Below are 25,725 nucleotides of genomic sequence, written 5' to 3' on the forward strand. Positions count from 1 at the left end.
GGAGGGCGCCATGCGGGTCGGTCACTACCTGTCCCCGGAGGCCCGCGAGCGCTACCGCCGGGCCTACGACGACGTCGTCGCCGGGCTGCCGTCACCGCAGGTCGGCGACGTGCCGACCCCCTACGGCGATGTCCGGGTACTCACCTGCGCCGGGCCCGCGGGCCGGGTGCCGCTGGTGCTGCTGCCCGGCGCCGGAGCACCCGGCGCGAGCTGGTCCGCGCTGGTCCCGGCACTGACCGCGGAGCGCACCGTGCACCTGCTCGACCCGCTCGGCGGCCCGGGCGGCAGCAGGCAGGTCGTCCCGCTCGCGACGATGGCCGACCAGGCCCACTGGCTGCGCGCCGTCGTCGACGCACTCGGTGCGCCGGCGGCGAGATCGGGCGGGGTGCATCTGGGCGGGGCCTCGATGGGCGGCCGCATCGTGTTCGAGTTGGTCCGGCGGGACCCGAGCGGGATCACGTCGCTGGCGCTGGCCGACCCGGCGAACACGTTCGCCCGGATGCCGGCGAAGCTGGTCGCGCTGTCGGTGGGGGCGCAGCCGTGGGCGCCGCGGTGGCTGCGCGAGCGGTTCCTGCACAGCGTCGGCGGCGGCGCGGACGTCGACGCCGAGCCGGTCGGCCGCCTCCTGACGGCCGGGCTGGACTGCTTCGCCACCGCGCAGCCGTTCCCGTCACTGCCGTCCGAGGACGAGGTGCGCGGCGTCGGCGTGCCGACGCTGGTGCTGCTCGGTGGCCGCAGTGTCCTCCTCGACGCCGGGCGCGCCCGGGCCCGCGCCGCGCTCCTGCCCCGCGGCACGGTCGAGGTCTGGCCCGACGCCGGGCACGCGCTGGCCGACGAGTTCCCGGAGCGGACCGCGGCGGCGTTCCTGGCGCACGCGGCGCGGGCCGAGGCATGACGGGACGCGGGATGAACCGCCGTGCCCTGGCGACCACGGTGCTCGCCGACGTCGTCGCCCCGCTCGCGGTGTTCTACGGCCTGCGCGCAGCGGGCGTCGACGCCGGCCCGGCTCTGCTCACCTCCGCCGTGGTGCCCGCGGTCCGTGCCCTGGTCACGCTGGTGCGGCACCGGCGGATCGCGTGGTCGGCCGCGCTCGTCCTGGTCCTGTGCGTGGCGAGCGCGGCGACCGCGCTGGTGACCGGCGACGAGCGGGTCATGCTGGCCCGCGAGGCCCTGGTGACCGCCGCACTCGGGGTGGCGCTGCTGGTCACGGTGCCCTCGGGCCGTCCGGCGCTGTTCGCGCTCGGGCGGCTCGTGCTCGCCGACGCCGGGCACGACGCGCGCAGCTGGGACGACCGGTGGCGCGGTTCGGCCCGGTTCCGCCGGATCTGGCGGGTGCTGACGCTGTGGTGGGCGCTCGGGTTCCTGGCCGACGCCGCGCTGCGGGTGCTGACCGCGTACACGCTGCCGGTGGACGTCGTCCCGGCGCTGCATGCGGTGCAGTGGTTCCCGGTGCTCGCGGTGCTGCTCCTGGCGGGGCACGTGTGGCTGCGCCGCCCGGCCCACCGGGAGCTGGTGTTCAGCTGAACGGCCCGCCGGGTCCGAACGCGTACGCCCCGAACCGCTCCCCCATCAGCGCGTGCGTCTCCGCGTCCGGGTGCACCCGGTCCGGCAGCGGCAGACGCTCGGCGTCGGCCGCGCCGTAGAGCTCCCGGCCGTCGAGCAGGTACAGGTTCGGGTCCTCGGCCGCGCGCTCCGCGACGATCCGGGCCAGCTCCTCGCGGATCACCTGCAGGGTGAGCCGCCCTGCCGCGACGTCCGCCGGATCGCCGGTCGCCCGGAACGCGATCGTCGAGCCGGAGAGGTCCGGGGCCAGCGGGCCGGGCGTGTCCTCGTGGATCGGGCACAGGATCGGCGAGACGACCAGCAGCGGCGCCGTCGGGTGACCCTCCCGGATCGTGTCGAGGAACCCGTGCACCGCGGGCCCGAACGCCCTGCGCCGCATGAGGTCCGCGTTCACGACGTTGATCCCGATCTTGACACTGATCAGGTCGGCCGGGGTGTCGCGCAGGACCCGGGCGGTGAACGGGTCGAGCATCGCGCTGCCACCGAGACCGAGGTTGACCAGCTCGACGCCGCCCGCGGCCGCGGCCAGCGCCGGCCAGGTGGTGCTGGGGCTCGCCGCGTTCGAGCCGTGGCTGATCGAGCTGCCGTGGTGCAGCCAGACCGGGCGGTCGTCGTCCACGGGGGTGATCGGCGCTTCGGTCCGCAGCCCGACGACCTCGGTGATCTCGGTGTGCGGCAACCAGATCTCGACGACGCTGTCGGTGCCGGGCAGGCCGGCGAACCGCACCGTCCCGACCGGACCCGGCTGTGTCTCCGAGGTGCCGGCCACCGGGTCGAGCAACAGCACCGAGCCGCCGTCGACGCTGCCCTGGTCGACGAGACGGCCGTCGACCCGCAGGTCGTACACACCGTCCGGGCGCAACGGGATGTCCCGGTAGCCCACCCGGGTGCGCAGCGCGTCCAGCTCGACGACCGTCGCCGCCGTCCGGAACACCACCCGCACCCCCGACGGCTGCGCCTCGGACATCGCGAGCTGCCCGTCCTCGCTCTGCGCCCGTGCCCAGGCCGGCAGCCGGTGCGGTAACAGCCCCGCGTCGGTCCGTTCGATCTCGCTCGCCCCGCGCAGCAGATCCGGCGTGACGGGCGTACTGATCATCTCGGCCATGACGCCACTCTGGCAACGGCTCCCCTGCCGGACAACACCATTTTGTGTCGTTCAGTGCCATTTAGTGCCGTTCGGTGCTGCTCAGGGCTGTTCAGTGCTGTTCAGTGCTGGTCAGGGGCCACTCGGCGCCCAGCAGCCCGGCCAGCTCCGGGGTCCAGCCCTCGACCTCCGGCGCCGGCCCGGGTGGGGTGAAGCCGGCGGCGTCGAGCACCATCCGCTGCTCCACGACCCGCTCGCCGCGCGGCGCGAGCAGCCGGGTGCCGTCGGTCCGGTAGCCCAGCCGGGCCGACACCGCGGCCGACGCGGCGTTGCCGGCGAAGTACTCCGAGCGGGCCGTCGTCGCACCCAGGTATCCGAACGCGAATGCCAGCACCGCGGCCCGCATCGCGGTGCCGTGACCCTGACCCTGGAAGTGTCGTCCCAGGTAGGAGCCGGTGCAGACCTCGCGCAGCACCGCGAACCGGGTCGCGGTCACGCTCTGCAGGCCGATCACCCGCCCGTCGAGCCGGACGACGAAGTGCACGCTCCAGTCCTCGGGCGACAGCGACATCCGTTCCCGCCACAGGTACTGCAGCACCCCGCGCCCGAGGTAGCGCGGGTCGGCCTCGGTCCACGGCTCGCGGAACGGCATCACCGACGCCCGGTGCACGCCGTCGTGCAGGACGGTGACCAGCTCGCGCGCCGACGCGTCGTCGTCGGGGCGCAGCTCCAGGCGTCCGGTCCGCAGGACCAGGCCGTGCAACGGCCACGGGTCCGGGACGGGGTCGATCGGCGCGGGCACCCACCCGGATGCGGCGGCCCCGGTCCTGGCCGCCTCGTCCTCGTCGGCCTCGGTCATGACTGCCTCGGTCATCGCTGCCTCGGTCATCGCGGCAGTGTCCTCCGATCGCCGGGACCGGCGCGACGCAATACCGTCGCGGCCATGAAGGCGATCACCCTGGCTGAGTACGGCGGACCGGAGAACATGGCCTGGGAGGAGGTCCCGGACCCGGCGGCCGGGCCCGGCGAGGTCGTCATCGACGTCGTCGCGTCCGCGGTCAACCGGGCCGACCTGCTCCAGGTGCAGGGCAACTACCCGGTCCCGCCGGGCGCGTCGCAGATCCTCGGCCTGGAGTGCTCGGGCCGGATCGCCGGGCTCGGCGAGGGCGTCGAGGGCTGGGCGGTCGGCGACGAGGTGTGTGCCCTGCTCGCAGGCGGTGGCTACGCGCAGAAGGTCGCCGTGCCCGCGGTCCAGGTCCTGCCGCTGCCGGAGAACGTGTCGCTCGAGGACGCCGGCGGACTGCCCGAGGTCGCCTGCACCGTCTGGTCGAACGTGTTCCAGGAGGGCGCGCTCGCCGAGGGCGAGACGTTCCTGGTCCAGGGCGGGTCCTCGGGCATCGGGACGCACGCGATCCAGGTGGCGAAGGCGTTCGGCGCGCGGGTCGCCGCGACCGCCGGGCAGGCCGACCGGCTGCAGACCTGCCGTGACCTGGGCGCCGACATCGCGATCGACTACCACGACGACGTCCCCGAGCAGCTGAAGAAGGCCACCGACGGCCACGGTGCCGACGTCATCCTCGACAACATGGGTGCCAAGGGACTCTCGGCCAACCTGTCCTCCCTCGCCAAGGACGGCCGCCTGATGATCATCGGGATGCAGGGCGGGGTGAAGGCGGAGCTGAACATCGGGGCGCTGCTGGCCAAGCGCGGCCACATCTCGGCGATGGGCCTGCGCGGCCGCCCGGTGGACGGCCCGCACTCCAAGGCCGAGGTCGTCGCCGGCGTCCGCGAGCACGTCTGGCCGCTGTTCGCGCAGAAGGCCGTGCGCCCGATCGTGTTCGAGCGGTTCTCGATGGCCGACGCCGCCGACGCGCACCGCCGCCTCGACGAGGGTGGCGTCGTCGGAAAGCTCCTGCTGGTCAACCCGGACGCCTGAACGTCCACACCCGTGATCGGGAGCGGGGGCGGCCGCACCTGCGGTTTCGGTGTCTCCGGCACGCCCCGCCCCTCCCCGATCCGCGGGGTGGTCGTGAGTACCCTCGCAGAGTGGCCGTGACCGTGACCGACAACGAGCCGGGCGACCTCGTCGATCCGTCCGAGGTGTCGAGCCCGCGCACCTTCCGCCGGGCGTTCGCGGACCTCAAGCGGGGCTGGCAGCAGCGAGCGCTCTGGGGCCATCTGGGCTGGCAGGACATCAAGCAGCGCTACCGGCGTTCACTCCTGGGCCCGCTGTGGATCTCGATCAGCATGGGCGTCATCGCGCTCGGCCTCGGGATCCTCTACTCGGCGCTGTTCGGCATCCCGATCGAGACGTTCCTGCCGCACGTCGCGGTGGGCCTGCTGATCTGGAACTTCGTCTCCGGCTGCATCCTCGAGGGCAGCGAGGTCTTCATCGCCAACGAGGGACTGATCAAGTTCCTGCCGGCGCCGCTGACCCTGCACGTGTACCGGCTGGTGTGGCGGCAGACCCTGTTCTTCCTGCACAACATGGTCGTGTGGGTCGTGCTGATGTTCATCTTCCCGCACCCGCTGGACTTCACGCTGCTGCTCGCGATCCCGGCGTTCGGGCTGCTCGCGATCAACGGCATGTGGATCGCGATCCTGTCCGGGATCCTCGCGACCCGGTTCCGGGACATCCCGCCGATCATCGCCAGCATGACCCAGCTGCTCTTCTACCTGACCCCCATCGTGTGGACGATCGACATCCTCCACCAGAACGAGGCGGGGCGGTCGCGGGCGCGGCTGGTCGAGCTGAACCCGATCTTCCACTTCCTCGAGATCCTGCGCCGTCCGCTGCTGGGCGAGACCGTCGTCGGCCGCTACTGGCTGGTCGCGATCGTGATCACGATCGTCGGCTGGTCGGCCGCGCTGGTCGCCCTGCGCAACTACCGCGCGCGCGTCGCGTACTGGGTGTGAGCACCGTGTCCGATCCCCGTATCCGCATCGACCACGCCTCGGTCGACTTCCCGATCTTCGACGCCAAGTCGCGGTCGCTGAAGAAGGCCGTCCTCGGCCGGGCCGGTGGCCGCATCGGCACCGACTCCAAGGTGCCGATCATCGAGGCGCTCTCGGACATCACGCTCAAGCTCGACAAGGGCGCCCGAGTCGCGCTCGTCGGGCACAACGGCGCAGGCAAGTCCACCCTGCTGCGCCTGATGGCCGGCATCTACGAGCCGACCCGCGGCCGTTCGGCGGTGCAGGGCAAGGTCGCGCCGATCTTCGACCTGGCCGTCGGCATGGACCCGGAGATCTCCGGCTACGACAACATCGTCATCCGCGGGCTGTTCCTCGGCATGTCCCGCAAGCAGATGGAAGCGCGGATCGAGGACATCGCCGAGTTCACCGAGCTCGGCGACTATCTGGAGATGCCGCTGCGCGCGTACTCGACGGGTATGCGGGTCCGGCTGGCACTCGGCGTCGTGACCTCGATCGACCCGGAGATCCTGCTGCTCGACGAGGGCATCGGCGCGGTCGACGCGGAGTTCCTGGCCCGGGCCCGCGGACGCCTGCACGAGCTCGTCGACCGCTCCGGGATCCTGGTCTTCGCCTCGCACTCCGACGAGTTCCTCTACGACCTGTGCGACACCGCGTTGTGGATGGAGCAGGGCGAGATCAAGGGCTACGGCCCGCTCGACGAGATTCTGGCCGAGTACAAGGGGCGTTCGCTCTCGTGACGGCGGGGCCGCTTCCGCCCGGCTCGGTCGTCGGCGTCGTCGTGACGCGGCACCGGGCCGACATGCTGGTCGACTCGCTGACCGCACTGGCGAAGCAGAGCCACCCGCTCGCGCACCTGATCGTCGTCGACAACGGGCCGGACCAGCCCGCCCGCGACGCCGTCGACGCCTGCCCGCTGCCGACGACCTGGCTGCCGTCGTGGCGCAACCTCGGCGGGGCAGGCGGCTTCGCGCTCGGCATGCTGCACGCGCTCGCCCTGGGCGCCGACTGGATCTTCCTGGCCGACGACGACGGTCACGCCGCCGACGAGAACACCCTCGCCACCCTGCTCGACGTCGCCCGCCGGCGGGACCTGGCCGCGGTGTCCCCGGTGGTCGTCGACAAGGCCGATCCCGACCGGCTGGCCTTCCCGCTCCGGCGCGGTCTGACCTGGCACCGCACCCGCAGCGCACTGCTCTCCGCCGACGGCGAGGGCGACGACGAGCTGCTCCCCGGCATCGCCAGCTTCTTCAACGGCGCGCTGTTCCGGGCGTCGACGCTGGAGGTCGTCGGGGTGCCGGACCTGCGGCTGTTCGTCCGCGGTGACGAGGTGGAGCTGCACCGGCGGATGCGCCGCTCGGGCCTGCCCTTCGGGACCGCGCTGCGTGCCGGCTACCTGCACCCCTACGGCTCCGACGAGTTCAAGCCGATGCTCGGCGGGCGGCTGCACGCCCAGGACCCGGGTGACCCCGTCAAGCGGTACTACACCTACCGCAACCGGGGGTACCTGATGGCCCAGCCGGGGATGCGGCGGATCGGCCTGCTGGAGCTGCCGCGTTTCGCCTGGTACTTCCTGGTGACCAAGCGCGACCCCCGGGCCTTCCGGGACTGGCTGACCCTGCTCAAGCAGGGCCGCGACGAGCGCTTCCACCGCGCCCCGTAGCTCCTGAACTCGCCGCAGGGGCGGATGGCGCGGCTCCCCAGGGTGCGGCGTTCCCACACCCCTCTGCCGCAGTGCACAGCCCTGCGCCGGTTCCCACACCCGTTATTTCGGGTGTGCGAACCCCCGCAGGGGTGTGTCGTCGGTTGTCCACAGGCCCCGGAGCTGTCCACAGCGTCGGTGATCGTGGCTCCACCACCCCTCCAGCGGGGCAACGTCGTCCACATGGACTCCCACCTGCTCACCCGGCCCGATCCCGGCGGTCTGCTCCGGCGCGACGCGCTGCGCGGCAGCGGGCACTCCGACGACGAGATCGACCGGCTGATCCGGACGGGAGTGCTCGTCCCCGTCCGACGTGGCACCTACCGGCTCGCGTCGGCCGAGCCACCGGCGACCTCCGAGGCCATGCACGCGTTGCGAGCCCGTGCCGCCGCGCCCGACCTCGCGCCGGACGCGGTGTTCGGTTTCGCCACGGCCGCCGTGCTGCTCGGCCTGCCGCTGTGGCGGGTACGGCTCGACACGGTGCACCTGCTGCGACCACGTCCCAACGGGGCCCGGACCCGCGGCGGGCTGCAGGTGCACAGCGGCAGGCTCCCGCCCGACGACGTCGCCGTGCTCGACGGGCTCCGGGTGACCACCGCCGCACGTACCGCGGTCGACCTCGCACGCACGCTCGCGCCCGAGCAGGCGCTCGTCCCCCTCGACGCGGCGCTGCAACGCGCCGTCGTCGCCACCCGCACCGCTCGCCACGACCCCGCCGCAGCGACGTCCGAGCAGGTCACCGAGGTCCTGCTCCGCACGGGCCGGACGCACGGGGCACCGGCAGCCCGCCGGCTCCTCGCCCTCGCCGACCCGCTGTGCGAGAGCCCCGGTGAGTCCCGCAGCCGTCTACGGATGCACCTGGCGGGCCTCCCGGCACCGGTCACCCAGTGGCCGGTGCCGGGCACCTCGCACCGGGCCGACTTCGCCTGGCCCGAGCTCGGCGTCGTCGGGGAGTTCGACGGGCGGCTCAAGTACGGCCGGTCGCTGCGCCCGGGGGACGACGTCAACGAGGTGCTCTGGCGGGAGAAGCGCCGCGAGGACCGGATCCGCGAGACCGGCCTCGGCGTCATCCGCTGGATCTGGCTGAACATCGACGACGACGGACCCGACGGCATGGTCCCGCGCCTCGGCCGGCTCCTTCTCGGACCCGGCTTCACACCCCTCCGCCGGTCGTCACACCCGAAATAACGGGTGTGGGAACCGGCGCAGGGCTGTGCACTGCGGCAGAGGGGTGTGGGAACGCGGCGCGGCGGCAGCTGCTGGACGCCACCGGGTCGCTCGTCAGGCGGCGGGGCGGGCCTTGAAGACGACGGTCCGCAGCATGACGAAGTTGATCGCCGTGGCGGTCGCCTGCGCGACGAACCAGGCGGCGGACTCGGCGTAGGGGAAGGTCGGCGGCAGCAGGTGCAGGACCAGCGAGTTGACGCCGACGTTGACGGCGAAGGTGGTCGCGTAGAGCGCCACGAAGGCGGCGAAGCGGCCCTTGCCGGTGGTGCCGGCGTCGTCGAAGGTGAAGCGCTTGTTCAGCAGGTAGGCCGTCGTGGTGCCGAGGATGAAGCTGATCCCCTTGGACACCGGCACGTACCAGCCCAGGGCCAGCAGCCCGTGGTAGACGCCGAAGTCGACGATCGCGGCCAGCACGCCGATGACGACGAAGCTGCCCAGCTGGCGGACCAGGCCGTTGCGCCCGGAGGGCGTGGCCGTGGAGTCGGCCCGCGGGGGCTCGGTTGCGGTCACGGCTGACGAGGGTAGTGGCGACCCCCGCTCGCCCTGTGGCCGACCCGCCCGGACGCTTCGGCACGCCTCGCGGCGTCCCGGTCGCCGCGGCTCCCGGCGATCCGGGCCGGGAAGGATCTCGCCCGACTTCTGGACACCCCCTCCCGGTTTGCGGTACAAAGTTCACGTCATTGCAGATGAGTTGGCCGTGCCTTCTGAGGGGGAGTCATGGACGAGCGACCGATCACCGACCTGGACGAGCAGCCGCCGGCGTCGCCCGCCGACGCGCTGGCGATCATTGAGCGCGAGCAGAACCAGAACTGGAGCCGGGCGTTGAGCCCGTTCTTCCTGCTCTGGGGCCTGATCTGGCTGGTCATCGGCGTCGCCTGGTTCGGCGCCAACACCGGCTATTGGGGCGCGGTCGTCGCTCTGGTCACGACGGCGGTCGTGATCGTCGGCGGGAGCGTCACCAGCGGTGTCCTCGGCGCCCGGATGAGCCGCGGGGTGGTCGGGCCGTCCAGCACGTCCGGCGCGATGTACGGGTTCGCCTGGTTCGGCGCAATGATCGGGGTCGCCGTCATCACCTCGGCCATCGACGGTGCGACCGGGCCGTTCGGGGCGAGCCTGTACCCGGTGGTCTTCGTGTTCGTGGTCGGCGTGCTCTACACCGCCACCGGGGCGTTCCACCGCAGCACCGTGGACTACGTCCTGGGGTTCGTGGTGCAGGCCGTCGCACTCGTCACGCTGTTCACTCCTTCGCCGTGGGAATCACTGGTCATGGGCATCGGAGGCGGCGGCGCGATGATCGTTGTCGGACTCCTGCGCCGGAGCACCCGGTGACCGAGCTCGACCCGGTGATCCACGCCCAGGCCCGGCTGCGGGTCTGCGCCACGCTCGCCTCGCTGGCCGACGGCGATCGGATCACGTTCCCGCGGCTGCAGGAGCTGCTCGGGATGACCGCGGGCAACCTGTCGACGCACCTGCGCAAGCTGGAGGACGCCGACTACGTCGCGATCACCAAGGCGCACCAGCGGCGGACCCCGGTCACCTACGTCGAACTGACGAGAACCGGACGGCGCGCGTTCGAGGACTACACCGCGTCGCTGCGCGAGCTGCTGAATCCGCAGGTCACCGAGGCAGGTACGTCATGACCGCCCCGGTGGAGCTGCGGAACGTGACCCGGCGCTACGGCGACACCGTCGCCCTCGACGGCGTCGACCTGGAGCTCGGCGAGGGCACCCTGACCGGGCTGCTCGGCCCGAACGGGGCCGGGAAGTCGACCCTGGTGAACCTGCTGTCCGGGCTGCGCCGGCCGTCGTCGGGCACGGTCCGGCTGTTCGGTGGCGACCCGGTCGACGCCGCCACCCGCGTCGCCGTCGGGACCACACCGCAGGAGACCGGGCTGCCCGAGACCCTGCGGGTGGGCGAGGTGCTGAGCTTCGTCTCCGGGCACTTCCCGGACCCGGTGCCGCCCGGTGAGCTGCTCGACCGGTTCGGCCTGACCGGGTTGGAGAAGCGGCAGACCGGTGGCCTGTCGGGCGGGCAGAAGCGGCGCCTCGCCGTCGCGCTGGCCTTCGCCGGCCGGCCGAGACTGGTCCTGCTCGACGAGCCGACCACCGGCCTCGACGTCGAGGGTAGGCACGCGCTGTGGGCGGCGGTGCGCGAGTTCCACGCCGGCGGCGGCACCGTCCTGCTCACCACGCACTACCTCGACGAGATCGAGCACCTCGCGCAGCGCGTGGTCGTCGTCGCCGACGGCCGGATCCGCGCGGACGGCGACGTCGCCACCGTCCGCGGCGTCGTGCGGCGCAGCCGGGTCACGCTGCACGCCGAGACGCTGCCGGAGCTCGACGGGGTGGTGCTCGCCGAACGCGACGGGGACCGCTGGACCCTGCACACCCCCGACGCCGACGCCCTGGTCCGCGAGCTGGTGCTCTCCGGCGCGGTCTTCCGCGACCTCGGAGTCGCGCAGGCCTCGCTCGAGGAGGCGTTCCTGTCCCTCACCGGCACGACGACCGGAGCGACCGAGGAGGCTGCGTCGTGACCGTCGCCGTCCGCCCGGGCCCGGCGCTGGCCGTCGCGCACGCCCGCTACCTGATCCTCGAACAGCTGCGCGTCCCGATCGCGGTGCTGTCCACGGCGCTGTTCCCGGCGCTGTCGCTGGTGTTCTTCGTCCTGCCCTTCGACTACGCCCGCCGGCCCGACGCCGCGACGGCCGCGGTCGCGCAGCTCGTCCTGTTCGGGGTGCTCACCGGGTTCCTGTTCACCATCGGAGTCGGGGTCGCCGACGACCGGCAGAAGCCCTGGGACCCCTACCTGCGGACACTGCCCGCACCGGCCTGGGTCCGCATCGCCGGACGGGTGGTGCTCGGCGGGTTCTTCGCGCTGCTGTCCCTGCTGCCGGTGCTGGTCGTCGGGGCCGTGTTCACCGCGGCCACGGTCCCGCCGGTGCGGCTGCTCCCGGCGATCGGGACGCTGGTCCTGGCCGGGCTGCCGTTCCTGTTCGGCGGGCTGACCATCGGCTACCTGCTGCCGCCGAAGGCCGCCCTGCCGGTGGTCCAGCTGGTGTTCTTCCCGATGGCGTTCGGCGGCGGGCTGCTGCTCCCGCCGGAGCTGTTCCCGGGCTGGCTGCAGCCGATCTCGATGCTGCTGCCCTCGCGCGGGGCCCGTGACCTGCTGATCTGGGCACTCGGCGGGCCCTCCCCCGCGACGCTCACCGTCGTCGCGTTCGGGGTGTGGACCGTCGGCACGGCGCTGCTGGCCGGGTGGGCCTACCGCCGCGACGAGGGCAACCGGTTCCGCTGAACCGGCGCGGCCAGTGCTCAGCGGCCGGGCTCAGAAATGCCGGCCCGCCAGCGTGTACCGGTGCCGGACGACGACCGACCCGGCGGAGGCGTGGCCGTAGATCCGGAAGTGCGGGCGGCCGTGCACCGAGCGCGCGGGCACCTTGGAGCGGACGCTGCCGTAGCCGGCGTCGAGGCCGGTGACGTCGGCGGTGGCGTCGTCGGGGACGAGCAGCCGGGCGGCACCGGCACCCAGCTCCAGCTCGACCTCGACGACCGGTTCGGGCAGTGCGGCGTCGCAGAAGTCCAGCAGGACCGGGCCGACCGAGCACTGGATCCGCAGCCGTGGCGGGACGTGCCAGACGCCGCGGCGGCGCAGCCCGCTGAAGCCGCCGCGGAGGATCGTCGGCGGCCCGACGGGCGTGGCGAGGACGTCCGAGCTGAGGTCCAGCGGGTCGCCGGGCAGGTCGGCCAGCACCGGGACGAGCTCGGCGCCGAACCGCGCCGAGTAGACCGTGGTCAGCCGCTCCTGCAGCTCCTCGACGCTGATCCGGCCCTCGGCCATCGCCCGGTGCAGCCGCTCGGCGGCACGCTCGCGGTCGGCGTCGGAGATCCTGATCTCGCGTCGCTCACCGGGCAGCCGACCGTCCATCCGCCCAGCCTAGGCGGTCGTCCGGCGACCGGCCGTCATCACCGCGGGGTGATCCGGAACAGCCACACGTCGCGGTCGAACCGACCCGGGTCACCGGTGACCCGGGCGCTCCAGCCGACCACCCGGGCGTCGTCCCCGCGGTCAGTGGAGGTGCCGGGCACGACCGTCACCGCGGTGACGCCGAGGGCGCGCAGCTCGTCGGCGGCGCGGCGGGCGTAGTCGTCGCTCGGGTCGTTCTTCCCGTCGGCGACCCAGCGGGCGCCGATCTGGTAGCGGTTCCACCGGGACGCGACGACCAGGTCCTCGTCCGGGTCGGAGGCGATGAAGTAGCCGCCGCGGATCCGGAACCCCGGGCCGGACGCGGCCTGCCAGCGCAGGCCCTGCGCGCCGTCGTCCCACTCGGCGGTCACCCGCGGGTAGATCTCGACGACGTCGGCCGGGGACAGCGCGCCGCGGGGGTCGTGGAAGAACGCGGGCACCGGTGCGGGCCGGACCTCCTGGGCGTCGGCGGGCAGCCAGGACACCACGGCCAGCGCGGTCAGCACCACGGCGCAGATCCGGACCGGTCCGGGAGCGGCGACCTGCGGGATCCGGTCGATCCACAGCGCGACGACGGCAGCGACGCACAGCGCGGGCAGCACCTGGATCCGCACCGGCTCGATGTCGGAGAGCAGCGGTACGTGCGCCACGAGCGCCCACGGCAGCGGTACCCCGGTGTCCGCGCCGAACCAGGTCACGTGGGTGCCCAGCGAGCACACCCAGGTCAGCGCGCCGACCGTGGCCAGGACCCGCAGCGTCGTCGAACGCACCACCAGCGCGGCGACGACCAGCAGGGCCAGCATCGCGACGCCGACGTAGCCACCCTGCTCACCGATGTGCCCGGCGAGGTCGTCGGCGGCCCCGGGCGGCGCCGTCTGCAGCGCGGTCAGCCGGGTCGGAACCAGCAGGTTCGCCAGGTCCGCGCCGGTGGCGTCGACGCTGCGGATCCCGCCGCGCGGCCGGTTCGGCCCGGCCAGCACCAGGTACAGCGGGTAGGCGCCGAGCACCACGAACACCGCCACGCACGCCGCCCCGGCCCGCAGCAGACCCGGCAGCAGCGCCCGCACCCGGGACGGGAACCGCACCGCGAGCACGGCGGCGGCGAGCACCAGCGCGACGACGGAGATCGCGAGGGTCTGGGTGTAGAGCAGCAGCTGCCCGAGCAGCGCGAGACCCGTCAGCGCCCCGAGCCACCACGGCCTGCGCAGCGGGCCGCGGGCGAACAGGTGGTGGGCCAGCAGGAGCAGCGCCGGCGGCAGCACCGACCACAGCAGGTTGAGGTGCCCGGCGATCGCGTGCGCGAGGTGGAACGGGGAGAACGCGTAGAGCGCCCCGGCCACCCCGCGTGCGACCCAGCCGCGCCGGGTGCGGGAGAGGTAGGGCCCGAGCGCGACGACGAGCAGCAGCCCGGACACCACCGGCCCGAGCACCACCCCGGTGTCGAACGCGACGACCGGGCCTGCGGTGACCGTCACCGGCGTCAGCACCAGCGCGAGCAGCGGAACCGCGGTGTTCCACAGCGCGTTCAGCCCGTACGGCCAGTGCATCCAGTCGGTGACCAGCGGGTTCTGCCCGTGCGCGACGGCGTGCGGGAACCAGCGCAGCCACCACGAGAACATGTCGGCGTCGGCGGTGACGTGCCCGGCGAGCAACCCGCCAGGGTCGGCCAGCACCCGGCGCTGCAGCCAGAGCGACACCAGCAGGTATCCGGCCGCGAGCAGCAGGTACGGCGCCGCCGCGTGCACCCGGCCGGGTACCGGTGCCCGCGCGTGGCGGGGACCGCCGCGCGTCGCGGTCTCGGTGGTGGCCGGCACGTCCTCAGGGTCGCACCCGGCGCGGCCGGCGGTGCCGCGCACCGCCCCGGGTGACCGGTCCGACACGCTGAGCACGGGTACCGGGAGGCGCGCCCGCCGGACCTGGGTAGCCTCCACCACGATGACGGACACGACCGTTCCCACCAGCACCAGGACCGACGCTCCGCGCCGGGTGGAGTCCCTGCACGGGTGGGGCCGGACCGCCCCGACGCTCGCGCAGGTCGTCACCCCGGCCGACGTCGAAGACGTCGCCGAGACGATCCGGACCTCCGGGGAGCGCGGGATCATCGCCCGCGGCCTGGGCCGGTCCTACGGCGACCCCGCGCAGAACGCCGGCGGCGTCGTCCTGGACATGCCGGGCCTGAACCGGATCCATGCGATCGACCCGGACACCGGCGTCGCCGACGTCGACGCGGGTGTCTCGCTCGACGAGCTGATGCGCGCCGCGCTGCCACTGGGCCTGTGGGTCCCGGTGCTGCCGGGCACCCGGCAGGTCACGATCGGCGGCGCGATCGGCGCCGACGTGCACGGCAAGAACCATCACACCAAGGGCAGCTTCGGCAACCACGTCGAGTGGCTGCAGATCGTCGCGGCCGACGGCTCGGTGCACGAGCTGACCCCGGAGGGCCCGACGTCGGACGTGTTCTGGGCGACCGTCGGCGGCATGGGCCTCACCGGCGTGATCGTGCGGGCCCGGGTGCGGCTGCACCCCACGGAGTCGGCGTACTTCGTCGTCGACACCGACCGCACCGACGACCTCGACGGGCTGCTCGAGCTGCTCACCGACGGCAGCGACGACACCTACGGCTACTCCGCGGCCTGGTTCGACACCACCACGACCGGCGCGAAGCTGGGCCGTTCGGTGCTGACCCGTGGCTCGCTCGCGACGGTCGACCAGCTGCCGGACAAGCTCAAGTCCGACCCGCTGAAGTTCGACGCCCCGCAGCTGCTGACCTTCCCGGACGTCTTCCCGAACGGGCTGGCCAACAAGCTGTCGCTGACCGCGTTCTCCGAGCTGTGGTTCCACAAGGCGCCGAAGCGTCAGCGCGGCTCGATCCAGAACATCACGGCCTTCTACCAGGTGCTCGACGTGTTCGGTGACTGGAACCGGGTGTACGGCTCGAAGGGCTTCCTGCAGTACCAGTTCGTCGTCCCGATGGGCGAGGAGACGGCGCTGCGGCGGATCATCGAGAAGATCGCGCACTCGCCGTTCAAGTCCGGGCTGAACGTGTTCAAGCGCTTCGGCGCAGGCAACGAGGCGCCGCTGTCGTTCCCGACCGAGGGCTGGACGATCACGGTCGACTTCCCGATCGTGCACGGGCTGTCCCGGTTCTGCACCGAGCTGGACGAGATGGTGCTCGCCGCCGGTGGGCGTCTCTACCTGGCCAAGGAGTCGCGGACCTCGCCGGAGGCCTTCGCCGCCGGCTACCCGCGCTTCTCCGAGTGGAAGGCGATCCGCGACGCGGCCGACCCGGCCGGCCGGTTCGCCTCCGACATGTCCCGCCGCCTGAAGCTCGCGCTGTGAGCGCACACCCCCGACGAACCCGGAGCCACCTCACATGATCGACGCCGTCGGCAACCCGCAGAGCATCCTCCTGCTGGGCGGCACCTCCGAGATCGGCCTGGCGACCGTTCGCGCGTTCGCCGCGGACCGGCCCATGCGGGTCGTCCTGGCCGCCCGCCCCGGCCCCCGCCTGGACTCCGCCCGCAATGAGCTGGAGTCCCTCGGCTGCACCGTCGAGACCCTCGAGTTCGACGCCATGAAGATCGACACGCACGCCGAGGTCGTCCGCAAGGCATTCGCCGGCGGCGACATCGACATCGCGATCGTCGCGTTCGGACTGCTCGGGGACAACGAGCGCGGCTGGACCGACGTCGACTACGCCGTCGAGCTCGCCCAGGTCAACTACACCGCGACGGTCTCGGTCGGCGTCGCGCTGGCCGACCGGTTCCGCGAGCAGGGACACGGTTCGCTGGTCGCGCTGTCCTCGGTCGCCGGGGAGCGGGCCCGCCGCTCGAACTTCGTCTACGGCTCCACCAAGGCCGGGATGGACGCGTTCTACACCGGGCTGACCGAGGCGCTGCGCGAGTTCGGCACCACGGTCACGATCGTGCGCCCCGGCTTCGTGCACACCAAGATGACCGACGGCCTCGACCCGGCCCCGCTGGCGACCACGCCGGGCGCGGTGGCGGACGTGATCGTCGACGCGGTGCGCACGCAGAAGGAGCTGGTGTGGGCGCCTGCGCCGATGCGCTTCGTGATGAGCGCGCTGCGCCACGTGCCCCGCAAGATCTTCCGCAAGCTGCCGATCTGAGCGGGCCTACCAGCCGTTGACGTGCAGGACGTCGTCCAGCGGCTCCCGCTTCGCGGGCCGGAAGGTCTCCCCCGTGTAGTAGGCGACCGGCAGGAGCACGCCCTGCCGGACGTCGTCGGGCACGCCGAGGAGCTCGGCGATCTCCTTCTCGTACCGCAGGTGCAGGGTGGTCCAGGCGCTGCCGAGCCCGCGGGCGCGCAGCGCCAGCTGCAGGCTCCACGCGGCCGGGAGCAGTGAGCCCCACAGCCCGGCCTGGTTGCTCGCGGGCAGCTCGGCCGACGCCGTCAGCGCGCCGATGACCAGCACCGGGACGTCGGCCATGTGGTCGGCGAGGTACTGCGAGCTGTCGGTGACGCGGGCCCGGGTCGCGTCGCGCGCGGCGTCGCCGGTGCCGATGTTGCCCGGGTACGTCGGCGAACTCCGGTAGGCCTCGTAGGAACGCCGGTAGTACCCGGCGATCGCGGCGCGCTGCTCCGGGTCGGTGATCACCAGCCAGTGCCAGTGCTGCCGGTTGGAGCCGCTCGGCGCCTGCAGGGCGACCTCGAGGGCCTCGCGCAGCACGGCGTCGGGAACCTCGCGGGTGAGGTCGAGGCGCTTGCGCACCGAGCGGGTGGTGGTGAGGAGCTCGTCGGGGCCGAGGGGAAGTACGTCGCTCATCCCCGCATCCTGCGCCCGGCCGATCATTTCCGCGCGGGCGCTCACTCAGGGCGGGCGGCTATTCCGGGCGGGCCACGACGAACACCGCGCGTTCCCCGCTGCCCGGGGCCAGGCTGAGCCGTCCCGACGACCGCTGGCCGCGCGCCGGGGTCGTACGCGGGTCGAGCAGCGGCGGGATGCCGCCGTAGGGACCGCGGGTCAGGCCGTCGGAGCCCTCGCGGACGATCTCGAACCCCGCGTCGACGAGCAGCTCCCGGAGCCGGACGTGCCCGCGCGGCACCGGCGGCGCCGGCCAGCGGGGCCCGGACAGCTCCCGGCCACGCCCCTCGGCGTCGTCGGCGACGACCAGCGCCCGCCCGCCCGGCTGCAGCGCCCGCCACCAGGCGCGGGGGCCGGTGGCGCCGGCCAGCGCGGCGTCGGGCATCCGGTCGAGGACGCCGACTGCGGTCAGCGCGGACACCGGGCCGGGCAGCTCGTCGACCGAGCGGTGCACCGGGCAGCCGGGGGCCCCGGCACGCATCGCGTCGGCCTCGGCGTCACTGCCCGCCAGGCCCGACGCCGGTCCCAGCCGCGCGAGACCGGCCAGCAGCGCCCCGCCGGTGCCCTCGACGTCGAGGTAGGGGCTGCGGCCGAGGTGGTGGCGGACCAGGCGCAGGTACCAGTGCAGGGCGGCGCGCTCCGGCGGTGCGGGCGCGGCGTCCGGCAGGGACGAGGCGGGCGGGGTGGTGGGGATCATCGGTCCGTGCTCGGTCGAGGGGCGGGTCACCGTCATTGTTCCCGGTGCGGCCCCGGACCGGTACGCCCGGCCTCGGCTGCCGGGCCCGGCTGCGGGGCCCGGCCCGTGCGCCCGCTCCGATCGCGGGCCGAGCACCGGCCCTCAGACCGCGTGCGACGGGCGACGGCGGCGCCGGGCAGCCGCGGCCCCGGCGGCGGCGACCACCGGGGTCGCCGCGCTCGCCGTCCCGGCCGAGTGGGCGCCGCGGCGGGAGCGGCCGCAGTGCTCGGCGCCGGAGCGGGTGCCCGGCATCCGGACCGACCCGGCGCCACCGCCCGCCCGCGCGGGGCGCGCCTCGGGAACGACGGACCGGGTGGCCGGCCGGGTCGCGTACGGCCGGCCTCCCCGGTCCGCCTGGTCGGTGTCGCCGCGCCCCACAACGCCGGCCGCGGTGCCGGTCGCCACATCGCCGGTCGCCGCGGTGCCGGCCGCCGCGGTGCCGGCCGCCGCGGTGCCGGCAACCGGGGTGCCGAATGCTCCGGTCCCGGTCGTCGCGGTGCCCCGAGGGGCACCCTCGTTCCCGTCGGCGGTAGCCAGGGTGCCCCTCGGGACAACCGGAGCAGGGGCAACCGGAGCAGGGGCCTGAGCCGCAGCGGGAACACGGTTCCGAGCCGAGGTCACCGGCGCGGGAGCCGGCGCCACCCGCGGCACCCCGGCGCCCGGGGTGAACAGCAGCTCCGCCGCCGGCACCGCGGGCATGACGACGGTCTCCGGGTCCCGGCGCGCGGCCGGGGTGTCCACCCGCACCGAGCCGGTGGAGACCGTCCCGATCCGCTGCAGCCCGCTCCGCTGCGTGCCGGCATGCTCCGCACCGACCTGCTGCGTGCCGGACGCCGCCGGTTCGACGTGCGCCGCGGCAACCCGCGAGCGGCCACGCAGCCGCCGCCGGGCGGGGGTCTCGACCAGTGCGTACAGCAGGTGCGCGACCGGCAGGGTCGCCAGCAGGAACCCGGCCGCGACGAGGTCGCCGGTGCCGTCGTCGGGCACGACGCCGACGTCGCACAGGTGCCACAGCACCTCGAACAGCGGGATGTGCACCAGGTACAGCGCGTAGGAGATCCGCCCGCCGTGCACCATCGGCCGGGTCGCGAGCAGCCGCGGCAGCGGGCCCCGGTCGGCGAGCGCGAGCGCGGCGATCAGCACCGGGAACAGCAGCACGACGCCGCCGTGCCACCCGTGCCCCGCCGCGGCGCCGGCGAGCAGCCCGGCCGGGATCGCCACAGCCACCACGGTCGCGAGGACCGACGCGCGGGCGCGGGTGCGGTCGTCGTCGCGCAGCCTGCGGACCACCAGCATCGCCAGCACGCCCGCGGCGAACCCGCCGAGCACCCGCACCAGCCAGCTGTACGGGTAGTACGCCGTCCCGGCCACGGCGAACGCGGACGCGGTCGGGACCAGGCACAGCAGCGACCCGAGCGCGAGCACCACGACCGGCAGCCGGCGCAGCCGGAACGCAACCGGTGCGAGCAGCGGGAACAGCAGGTAGACCAGCCACTCCGCGCTGATCGACCAGGTCGGCCCGACCCAGGACGCGCCGTCGATCCGGGCCTCGTCCCACAGCTGCACGCCGACGAGCTGCTGCAGCCACTCGCCTGCGGTCAGCCGCGGCTGCACCGCCTGGTAGGCGAGGGTCGCGCCGGGCAGCGCGATCGAGCGGTAGAGCAGCCACGCCCCGAACAGGTGCAGGACCACCAGGTAGGCCGGCCACATCCGCGCCGCACGGGCCCACACGAACGACGCCGTCGTCCGCAGCCGCGGCCGGGGCCCGAGCCGGTCGAGGTGGGTGCGGGCGATCACGAACCCGCTGAGCACGAAGAACAGGTCGACGCCGAGTGCGCCCTGGGTGACCAGCGGGCCGAGCGCCGCTGTCAGCTGCTCCACGCCGGACAGCGGGGTGAAGTGCAGGTGGAACAGCACCACCCAGGCCGCCGCCACGATCCGCAGCCCGGTCAATGCGGACACCTCCCCCGCCCGGCCGGACGGCTGCGGCGCACGGCCGTGGCGCGGCGCCGTCGTGCGACGGCCGGGGGTCAGGAGGCTCACATCCGGGGGCAACGAGACGCCGTCGTGACCGTCACCGGTGACACCCGAGGAGGGCCCGAATGTCGCATCCGGCTACTGCGGGTGACGTACCGACCGATGTGCGGGCAGGCCGGTACCGGTCGGGCGACCCTCACTCCGCGACACGGAACGACCGCCGACGGGGGCGTCCCCGGGACGCCGGGCACTCCCCTCTAGCCTCGGGCGTGTGCTGACCACCGACTCGGTGGCCACCGACCGGACGGGCTCGGTCCGGTCGGGTGGCCGTGGACCCCGCGACCGGGACCGTCGGCTCGCCGCCGGGCTGGGACTGCTCACCGCGCTGCTCTCGGTGGTGTTCCCCTTCCTGCCGGTCGTGCAGAACACCGCGTCGGTGACCTGGCCGACCGCGACCAGCGGCACCGCGCCGCTGACCGCGCCGCTGGTCGCCTACCGCCCGGAGAAGCTCGAGGTCTCGATCGGCTGCGACGCGATCCGCAGCCTCGACGACCGCACCCCCGGCCTCGCGCAGGTCTGGTCGACCGTGCCTCCCAACGCGCCCTACGGCGACACCGTCGGCATGAGCGCCGAGGTCGCCGACGGGAAGCTGACCCTCGACAACCGCGGCCAGCGCGTCGGGGAGGTCGCCGTCCCGCCACCGGGCGGGCCCTGCGAGGCGCTGACGGTCGCCTCCGACGGCACGTCGACGACCGCGACGTTCGACGGGCAGAAGCTGCTCTCCTTCGACGGCGACGCCCGTCCGCAGATCACCGGCGTCTACTCCCAGCTCGACGGGAACCTCGACCCGATGGCCGGGTCGTCGGTGCGTTTCGACACCGACAACCGCTACGACAGCTCCGCCACCTGGCTCAAGACGATCTGCGGCGCCCTGGCGCTCGCCGCGCTGGCCGGATGCCTGTTCTTCCTGCGCCGCTCCGACGACGTCGACGCCCGCCGGATCCTGCACGACCGCAGGCGGCTGTCGGTCCGGCTGCGCGGCCGCGACGTCGTCCGGGACACCGGGGTGGTCGTCGTCCTCGTCGTCTGGGCCCTGATCGGCTCGATGACCTCCGACGACGGCTACATCCTCGCCATCTCCCGGGGCAGCGAGTCGGCGGGCTACCTGGGCAACTACTACCGCTGGTTCGACGTCCCGGAGGCGCCGTTCGGCTGGTTCTACCAGGCGTACTCGCTGTGGAGCGGGGTCTCCGAGGTGGTGCTGTGGCTGCGCATCCCGGCGCTGGTCATGGGCATCGCGTCCTGGTTCCTGATCAGCCGTGCGCTGCTGCCCCGGCTCGGCACGCGGGTCCGCCGCAGCCGCTCCGCCGCCTGGGCCGCGGCCGGGGTCTTCCTCTGCTACTGGCTGCCGTTCGACAACGGGCTGCGCCCGGAGAGCGTCGTGGTGATCGCGGCGCTGCTGTCGTTCGTGACGCTCGAGCGCGCGCTGGCGACCCGTCGGCTGCTGCCGGTCGCGGTGGCGCTGATCGCGGCCGCGTTCGCCGTCGCCGCCACCCCCACCGGTCTCATCGCGCTGGCCCCGTTCCTGGCCGCCGCGCGGCCGCTGCTGAAGCTGCTCAGCGAGCGGGCGAAGCGCAGCGGCTGGCTGACGACGCTGGCCCCGCTCGCCGGGGCCGGGCTGATCGTGCTGCTGGCGATCTTCGGCGACCAGACCTGGTCGACGATCTCCGAGGCGACCCGGGTACGGACCGAGATCGGCCCGAACATGCCCTGGTCGCAGGAGCTCTACCGCTACCAGCAGCTGTTCTCCGACAGCCGCGACGGCCCGCTGCAGCGCCGCTTCCCGGTGCTGCTGACCTGGCTGTGCACCGCCGTCGCCGCCGTGGTGCTGCTGCGTCGCGGCCGGATCCCCGGTGCCGCGCTCGGCTTCTCCCGGCGGCTGCTGGGCAGCACGGTGCTCTCGTTCATGGTGCTGGCGCTGACGCCGACGAAGTGGACCCACCACTTCGGCGCGTTCGCCGCGCTGGGTGCCGGTGTCGCCGCGCTCGCCGCGCTGGCGACCGGCACCGGTGTGCTGCGCTCGCGGCGCAACCAGTCGCTGTTCCTGGGCGCGGTGCTCGCGGTGACCGCGCTGGCCTTCACCGGCCCGAACACCTGGTGGTACGTCTCCAACTGGGGCGTCCCCTGGTTCGACAAGCCGGTGTCGATCAAGGGGTACTCCGCGACGATGCTGCTGCTCGGCGCGGCCGGGATCGCGCTGCTCATCGGCATCGTCGAGCACCTGCGCACGCCCGACATCCCACGCCCGGTCGTCGACACCACCCGCAACGGCCACGACGGTGCCGTGCCCGCCCGGCGGCGCCGGCTCAGCCAGGCCCAGGCCGTCCGGCTCGGGTCCGCCCCGCTGGCCGTCATCTGCGCGGCGATGGTGCTCTTCCAGGTCGCGTCGCTGGCCAAGGGCATGGAGAAGCAGGCCGGGTCGTACTCCCTCGGCGCCGACATCCTCACCGACCCGACCGGGTCGCGCTGCGGGCTGGCCGGACGGCTGATGGTCGAGACCGACCCGCAGGCGGGCGTCCTGCCGCCCGCGACCACCCCGCCCCCGGCGGACGCCGAGCCGGAGGTCGCCGAGGGCTTCTCCCCCGAGGGCCTGCCTCCCGTCGGCGCCGGCTCGTTGCGCGACAACGACGGCGACGGCGACCACCTCGCCGGCGTCACCGGCACCGGCCCGCTCGGCGGCCCGGTCACCGGCAGCTGGTCGCGGGACGCGAACGCGATCGGCGACTACCGCTCCGGCTGGTACGCGCTGCCGCAGGCCGCCCGCGACGGCTCCGCGCCGCTGGTGCTCGGCATCGCAGGCAGCGTCGGCGGCGGGAACTCGGTGAAGCTGCAGTTCGCCAAGGACGGCAAGGTCGTCGAGACGGTCTCCCCCGGCGGCGGCGCGGCGGGCACCGTCCCGCAGACCGCGGACGCCGCAGGCACCGCCACCACCGGACGGGCCTGGCGCGACCTGCGGCTGGACCTGTCCGGCCGGGCGGCCGCGCAGGCCGACTCGGTGCGCGTCGTCGCCTCGGACCGGTCGCTCGGCCCGAACTCGTGGATCGCGGTCGCGCAGCCGCGGGTGCCGAAGCTGACCCCGCTGACCGACCTCACCGCCGGCAAGGCGGGCTACCTGGACTGGCCGACGGCGTTCGTCCACCCGTGCCTCAAGCGGTTCGAGGTGAACCGCAACATCGGGGAGCAGCCGTCGTTCCGGCTGCTGGCCGACCCGCAGCAGCGCTCCGTCGGCGACGGCTGGGGCATGCCGAAGGGCGGCGGCCCGCAGGGCTGGATCAACCTGATCTCCGCGCAGCGGGTCGTGCCGACCTACCTGCCCGGCGCCTGGGACTACGACTGGGGCCAGTTCCGGACCTACGAGCCCTACGTCCCCGACGCGGTGACGGCACCGCGTGTCGACGGCACCCGCACCATGTGGGGCTGGCAGCGTGTGGGCCAGGCGGGCGACTCCCCACCCGACCCGCCCGCGCTCCCGGGCTGACCGGTCGGCAGACTCGCACCGGACCACCCGTTCACCCCAGCTCGACCATCACACCCGAGAGGCGACGAGCGAGACATGCTGGACACCGTGCCCCGAGCCGGAACCGACGCCGACAGCGCCGGGACCGGCCCCGTACCGGGCCGCCTTGTCGTACAGCGCGGCCCGTTCGCCGGGCCGACCCGCCGCGTGCCCGAGGACCTGTACTCCGAGGTGCTCCGCGGTGTCGCCGAGCGGGACCGGGAGCGGCTGCACCTGGTCCCGGGTACGCACGTCACGACGAACACCTACTGGGGGCGGTTCCACGCCACCTACTGGCAGCGCTGGAGCGCGGTGCCGTCGGTGCAGGTGTCGCTGCGTGTCGGCGGGCACGGCCACGTGTGGCTGATGGCCTCGGACACCAACAAGGTGGCACGCGCCGTCGAGCACGTGACCGTCGACGGCGACGGCACCGTCACCATGTCCGGCCCGATCGACCGCTTCCTCGACGGCGGCGGCATGTGGCTGGAGTTCGTCACCGAGACCGGCGAGCTGACCGTCTCCGACGTCTACTGGACCGTCGGCGACCGGGAGCCCGCCCGCCCGGTGACCGTCACGATCTGCACCTACAACCGGGTGGCCGACTGCCTGGAGACGCTGCGCGCGCTCGCCGGTGACGCCTACGTGCTCGACCGGATCGCCGGCGTCCGCGTCGTCGACCAGGGCAGCGACCCGCTCGAGGACCACGCCGACTTCGCCGCCGTCGCCGCGTCGCTGGGCGCGAAGCTGACCTACCAGCGCCAGCCGAACCTCGGCGGCGCAGGCGGGTTCACCCGCGGCCTGTGGGAGGCGACGGCCGGCACCCCGGCCGAGGACCACGACGTCCTGCTGATGGACGACGACGTCCTGCTCGACCCGGAGATCGTCATCCGCCTGATCGGGTTCGGCGCGTGCACCACGCGCCCGACGATCGTCGGCGGGCAGATGCTGAACCTGCTGCACCCGGGCCACCTGCACATCTCCGCCGAGTTCGCGATGCCCGAGCACCTGCGCGTCGGGATCCCGGTGCCGGGTGCGCTCAACGAGGGCTTCCTGCTGGGCCGCGACGAGCGGGACCTGCCGACGGTGCAGGACCGCCGCGTCGACACCGAGTACAACGGCTGGTGGTCCTGCCTGATCCCGGCGCCGATCGTGCGCGCCATCGGCTACCCGCTCCCGGTGTTCTTCCAGTGGGACGACATCGAGTACGGCTACCGCGCCCGCGAGCACGGTTTCCCGACGGTGTCGCTGCCCGGCGCCGGCGTCTGGCACGCCGACTTCGGGTGGAAGGACTGGGACGAGTGGCACCGCTACTTCAACCAGCGGAACGGCCTGATCACCGCCGCCCTGCGGACCGGCTTCGACCGCCGCAAGGTCACCGGCACCGTGGTCTCGCTCCTCGGCCAGTACCTGATCGGCATGCAGTACGGCCTGGCCGCGACGCTGCTGACCGCGGTCGAGGACTTCCTCGAGGGCCCGCAGGTGCTCGACGACGGGTCCGCCGCGGCCGCCGCGAAGATCCGCCGGATCCGGTCGGCGTACCCGGAGACGGCGCCGGTGCCGGTGTCCGAGCTGGACCTGGACCCGCGCGAGTCGGTCGTGCACCTCGCACCGCCGCCGCCGAGCAGGCTGCTCGCCACCTGGGCCAAGCGGGTGCTGCTGCAGACCACCGGGCGGCTGCCGTTCCGGTCCGGGATGGTGCCCGCCGGGGACGCGCACTGGTGGTTCGTGTCGCTGTTCGAGAAGGCAATCGTCACCGACATGGCCGAGACCGGCGTCCGGATCCGGGAGTACGACCGGGAGCGCCTGCGGGAGCTGTCGTCGCGGGCGGTGCGTGCCGTGCGCCGGCTGCGCTCCGAGGGCCCAGCCGTCGCGCGGCAGTGGAAGGACGCCGAGCCGCGGCTCACCGACCGGGCGACCTGGACCCGGCTCTACGACCAGGGCTGAGTCCCCGGAACGGTCCGGAGCGCCGGCCACACCGGCCGGCCCCGGACCGGCGCCGGGCTCCTCCGGGGGCCGCCGCTACCGGGGGCTCCCCGGGGGACGCCCTCGGCGGATACCTCAGCAGCTGAAGCATCTCGGCACGGTGTCCCCCGGATCGCCGGCCCGCGCCGTCCGCCCCGGCCTGTCGGCCCCGCGCCCCGCGCCCCCGCGCCGGCAC

Annotated in this window: 23 protein-coding genes; 15 read left to right on the forward strand and 8 right to left on the reverse strand. The window is 73.9% G+C overall.

All coding sequences use genetic code 11. The features are described 5' to 3' along the window. Positions 1-10: 10 nt before the first annotated feature. Positions 11-895, forward strand: coding sequence for an alpha/beta fold hydrolase (locus tag ACLE50_RS09620; RefSeq protein WP_410943086.1), 885 nt, complete (start codon positions 11-13; stop codon positions 893-895). Between the two features lie 11 nt (positions 896-906). Beyond that, a complete protein-coding gene (locus tag ACLE50_RS09625; protein WP_410943087.1) occupies positions 907-1,524 on the forward strand; it encodes a VC0807 family protein in 618 nt (205 codons plus the stop codon). On the opposite strand, the gene ACLE50_RS09630 is transcribed toward ACLE50_RS09625, so the two are convergent. Together ACLE50_RS09630 and ACLE50_RS09635 are read right to left on the reverse strand one after the other, a co-directional pair. Next, complete coding sequence (locus ACLE50_RS09630) at positions 1,517-2,659, reverse strand: GDSL-type esterase/lipase family protein (RefSeq protein WP_410943261.1); 1,143 nt, start codon at positions 2,657-2,659, stop codon at positions 1,517-1,519. The two genes, ACLE50_RS09625 and ACLE50_RS09630, sit on opposite strands and share 8 nt — an antisense overlap. 100 nt (positions 2,660-2,759) lie before the next feature. Continuing rightward, positions 2,760-3,536: a GNAT family N-acetyltransferase gene (locus tag ACLE50_RS09635; RefSeq protein ID WP_410943088.1), complete on the reverse strand. Its 777-nt coding sequence runs from the start codon at positions 3,534-3,536 to the stop codon at positions 2,760-2,762. A gap of 54 nt (positions 3,537-3,590) precedes the next feature. Here ACLE50_RS09635 and ACLE50_RS09640 point away from each other — a divergent pair, with 54 nt between their 5' ends. The 5 genes from ACLE50_RS09640 to ACLE50_RS09660 all read left to right on the forward strand — a co-directional run bounded on the left by ACLE50_RS09640 (position 3,591) and on the right by ACLE50_RS09660 (position 8,471). Beyond that, positions 3,591-4,583: an NAD(P)H-quinone oxidoreductase gene (locus ACLE50_RS09640; protein WP_410943089.1), complete on the forward strand. Its 993-nt coding sequence runs from the start codon at positions 3,591-3,593 to the stop codon at positions 4,581-4,583. Between the two features lie 110 nt (positions 4,584-4,693). Beyond that, a complete protein-coding gene (gene wzm / locus ACLE50_RS09645; RefSeq protein ID WP_410943090.1) occupies positions 4,694-5,563 on the forward strand; it encodes a galactan export ABC transporter permease subunit Wzm/RfbD in 870 nt (289 codons plus the stop codon). 5 nt (positions 5,564-5,568) lie between these two features. Then, the gene (gene wzt / locus ACLE50_RS09650; protein WP_410943262.1) at positions 5,569-6,321 is read left to right on the forward strand and encodes a galactan export ABC transporter ATP-binding subunit Wzt/RfbE; all 753 of its coding nucleotides are present in this window, start codon (positions 5,569-5,571) and stop codon (positions 6,319-6,321) included. Beyond that, positions 6,318-7,244, forward strand: coding sequence for a galactofuranosyltransferase GlfT1 (gene glfT1 / locus ACLE50_RS09655; protein ID WP_410943091.1), 927 nt, complete (start codon positions 6,318-6,320; stop codon positions 7,242-7,244). Before wzt ends, glfT1 begins: the two co-directional genes overlap by 4 nt. A gap of 183 nt (positions 7,245-7,427) precedes the next feature. After that, entirely contained in the window at positions 7,428-8,471 is a 1,044-nt protein-coding gene (locus ACLE50_RS09660) for a hypothetical protein (RefSeq protein ID WP_410943092.1), read from the forward strand. A gap of 93 nt (positions 8,472-8,564) precedes the next feature. Here ACLE50_RS09660 and ACLE50_RS09665 read toward each other — a convergent pair whose 3' ends face one another. Continuing rightward, a complete protein-coding gene (locus ACLE50_RS09665) occupies positions 8,565-9,020 on the reverse strand; it encodes a GtrA family protein (RefSeq protein ID WP_410943093.1) in 456 nt (151 codons plus the stop codon). 207 nt (positions 9,021-9,227) lie between these two features. On the opposite strand from ACLE50_RS09665, the gene ACLE50_RS09670 reads away from it, so the two are divergent. The 4 genes from ACLE50_RS09670 to ACLE50_RS09685 are packed head-to-tail and all read left to right on the forward strand — an operon-like array spanning position 9,228 to position 11,804. Next, the gene (locus ACLE50_RS09670; protein ID WP_410943094.1) at positions 9,228-9,839 is read left to right on the forward strand and encodes a hypothetical protein; all 612 of its coding nucleotides are present in this window, start codon (positions 9,228-9,230) and stop codon (positions 9,837-9,839) included. Next, the gene (locus ACLE50_RS09675; RefSeq protein WP_410943095.1) at positions 9,836-10,150 is read left to right on the forward strand and encodes a transcriptional regulator; all 315 of its coding nucleotides are present in this window, start codon (positions 9,836-9,838) and stop codon (positions 10,148-10,150) included. The genes ACLE50_RS09670 and ACLE50_RS09675 overlap by 4 nt, the downstream gene beginning before the upstream one ends. Next, on the forward strand, positions 10,147-11,043 hold the full coding sequence (locus ACLE50_RS09680) for an ABC transporter ATP-binding protein (RefSeq protein WP_410943096.1): 897 nt from the start codon (positions 10,147-10,149) through the stop codon (positions 11,041-11,043). Before ACLE50_RS09675 ends, ACLE50_RS09680 begins: the two co-directional genes overlap by 4 nt. Continuing rightward, positions 11,040-11,804: an ABC transporter permease gene (locus tag ACLE50_RS09685; protein ID WP_410943097.1), complete on the forward strand. Its 765-nt coding sequence runs from the start codon at positions 11,040-11,042 to the stop codon at positions 11,802-11,804. Before ACLE50_RS09680 ends, ACLE50_RS09685 begins: the two co-directional genes overlap by 4 nt. Positions 11,805-11,834: 30 nt before the next feature. Here the strand turns inward: ACLE50_RS09685 and ACLE50_RS09690 are convergent, their stop codons facing one another. Together ACLE50_RS09690 and ACLE50_RS09695 are read right to left on the reverse strand one after the other, a co-directional pair. Beyond that, positions 11,835-12,434 carry a DUF1707 SHOCT-like domain-containing protein gene (locus tag ACLE50_RS09690; RefSeq protein WP_410943098.1) on the reverse strand — a complete coding sequence of 200 codons (600 nt, stop codon included), beginning with the start codon at positions 12,432-12,434 and terminating at the stop codon, positions 11,835-11,837. Between the two features lie 38 nt (positions 12,435-12,472). Then, complete coding sequence (locus tag ACLE50_RS09695) at positions 12,473-14,287, reverse strand: hypothetical protein (RefSeq protein ID WP_410943099.1); 1,815 nt, start codon at positions 14,285-14,287, stop codon at positions 12,473-12,475. A 121-nt stretch (positions 14,288-14,408) separates the two neighbouring features. On the opposite strand from ACLE50_RS09695, the gene ACLE50_RS09700 reads away from it, so the two are divergent. Continuing rightward, positions 14,409-15,812, forward strand: coding sequence for an FAD-binding protein (locus tag ACLE50_RS09700; RefSeq protein ID WP_410943100.1), 1,404 nt, complete (start codon positions 14,409-14,411; stop codon positions 15,810-15,812). Between the two features lie 34 nt (positions 15,813-15,846). Beyond that, complete coding sequence (locus ACLE50_RS09705) at positions 15,847-16,602, forward strand: decaprenylphospho-beta-D-erythro-pentofuranosid-2-ulose 2-reductase (protein WP_410943101.1); 756 nt, start codon at positions 15,847-15,849, stop codon at positions 16,600-16,602. Positions 16,603-16,608: 6 nt separating this feature from the next. On the opposite strand, the gene ACLE50_RS09710 is transcribed toward ACLE50_RS09705, so the two are convergent. The 3 genes from ACLE50_RS09710 to ACLE50_RS09720 form a co-directional block, all read right to left on the reverse strand. Further along, on the reverse strand, positions 16,609-17,259 hold the full coding sequence (locus tag ACLE50_RS09710) for a nitroreductase family protein (RefSeq protein WP_410943102.1): 651 nt from the start codon (positions 17,257-17,259) through the stop codon (positions 16,609-16,611). 58 nt (positions 17,260-17,317) lie between these two features. After that, positions 17,318-18,025 (reverse strand): hypothetical protein, encoded by a 708-nt coding sequence (locus tag ACLE50_RS09715; RefSeq protein ID WP_410943103.1) that lies wholly within the window; start codon positions 18,023-18,025, stop codon positions 17,318-17,320. Positions 18,026-18,136: 111 nt separating this feature from the next. After that, on the reverse strand, positions 18,137-19,987 hold the full coding sequence (locus tag ACLE50_RS09720) for an acyltransferase family protein (protein ID WP_410943104.1): 1,851 nt from the start codon (positions 19,985-19,987) through the stop codon (positions 18,137-18,139). A 295-nt stretch (positions 19,988-20,282) separates the two neighbouring features. Between ACLE50_RS09720 and ACLE50_RS09725 the strand changes: the two genes are divergently transcribed. Then, positions 20,283-23,549, forward strand: coding sequence for an arabinosyltransferase domain-containing protein (locus tag ACLE50_RS09725; protein ID WP_410943105.1), 3,267 nt, complete (start codon positions 20,283-20,285; stop codon positions 23,547-23,549). A gap of 75 nt (positions 23,550-23,624) precedes the next feature. After that, complete coding sequence (locus tag ACLE50_RS09730) at positions 23,625-25,511, forward strand: glycosyltransferase (RefSeq protein WP_410943106.1); 1,887 nt, start codon at positions 23,625-23,627, stop codon at positions 25,509-25,511. Positions 25,512-25,725: the final 214 nt, after the last annotated feature.

Origin of the sequence: Pseudonocardia phyllosphaerae (assembly GCF_046546475.1) — a bacterium.
GTDB classification, from domain to species: Bacteria; Actinomycetota; Actinomycetes; order Mycobacteriales; family Pseudonocardiaceae; genus Pseudonocardia; species Pseudonocardia phyllosphaerae.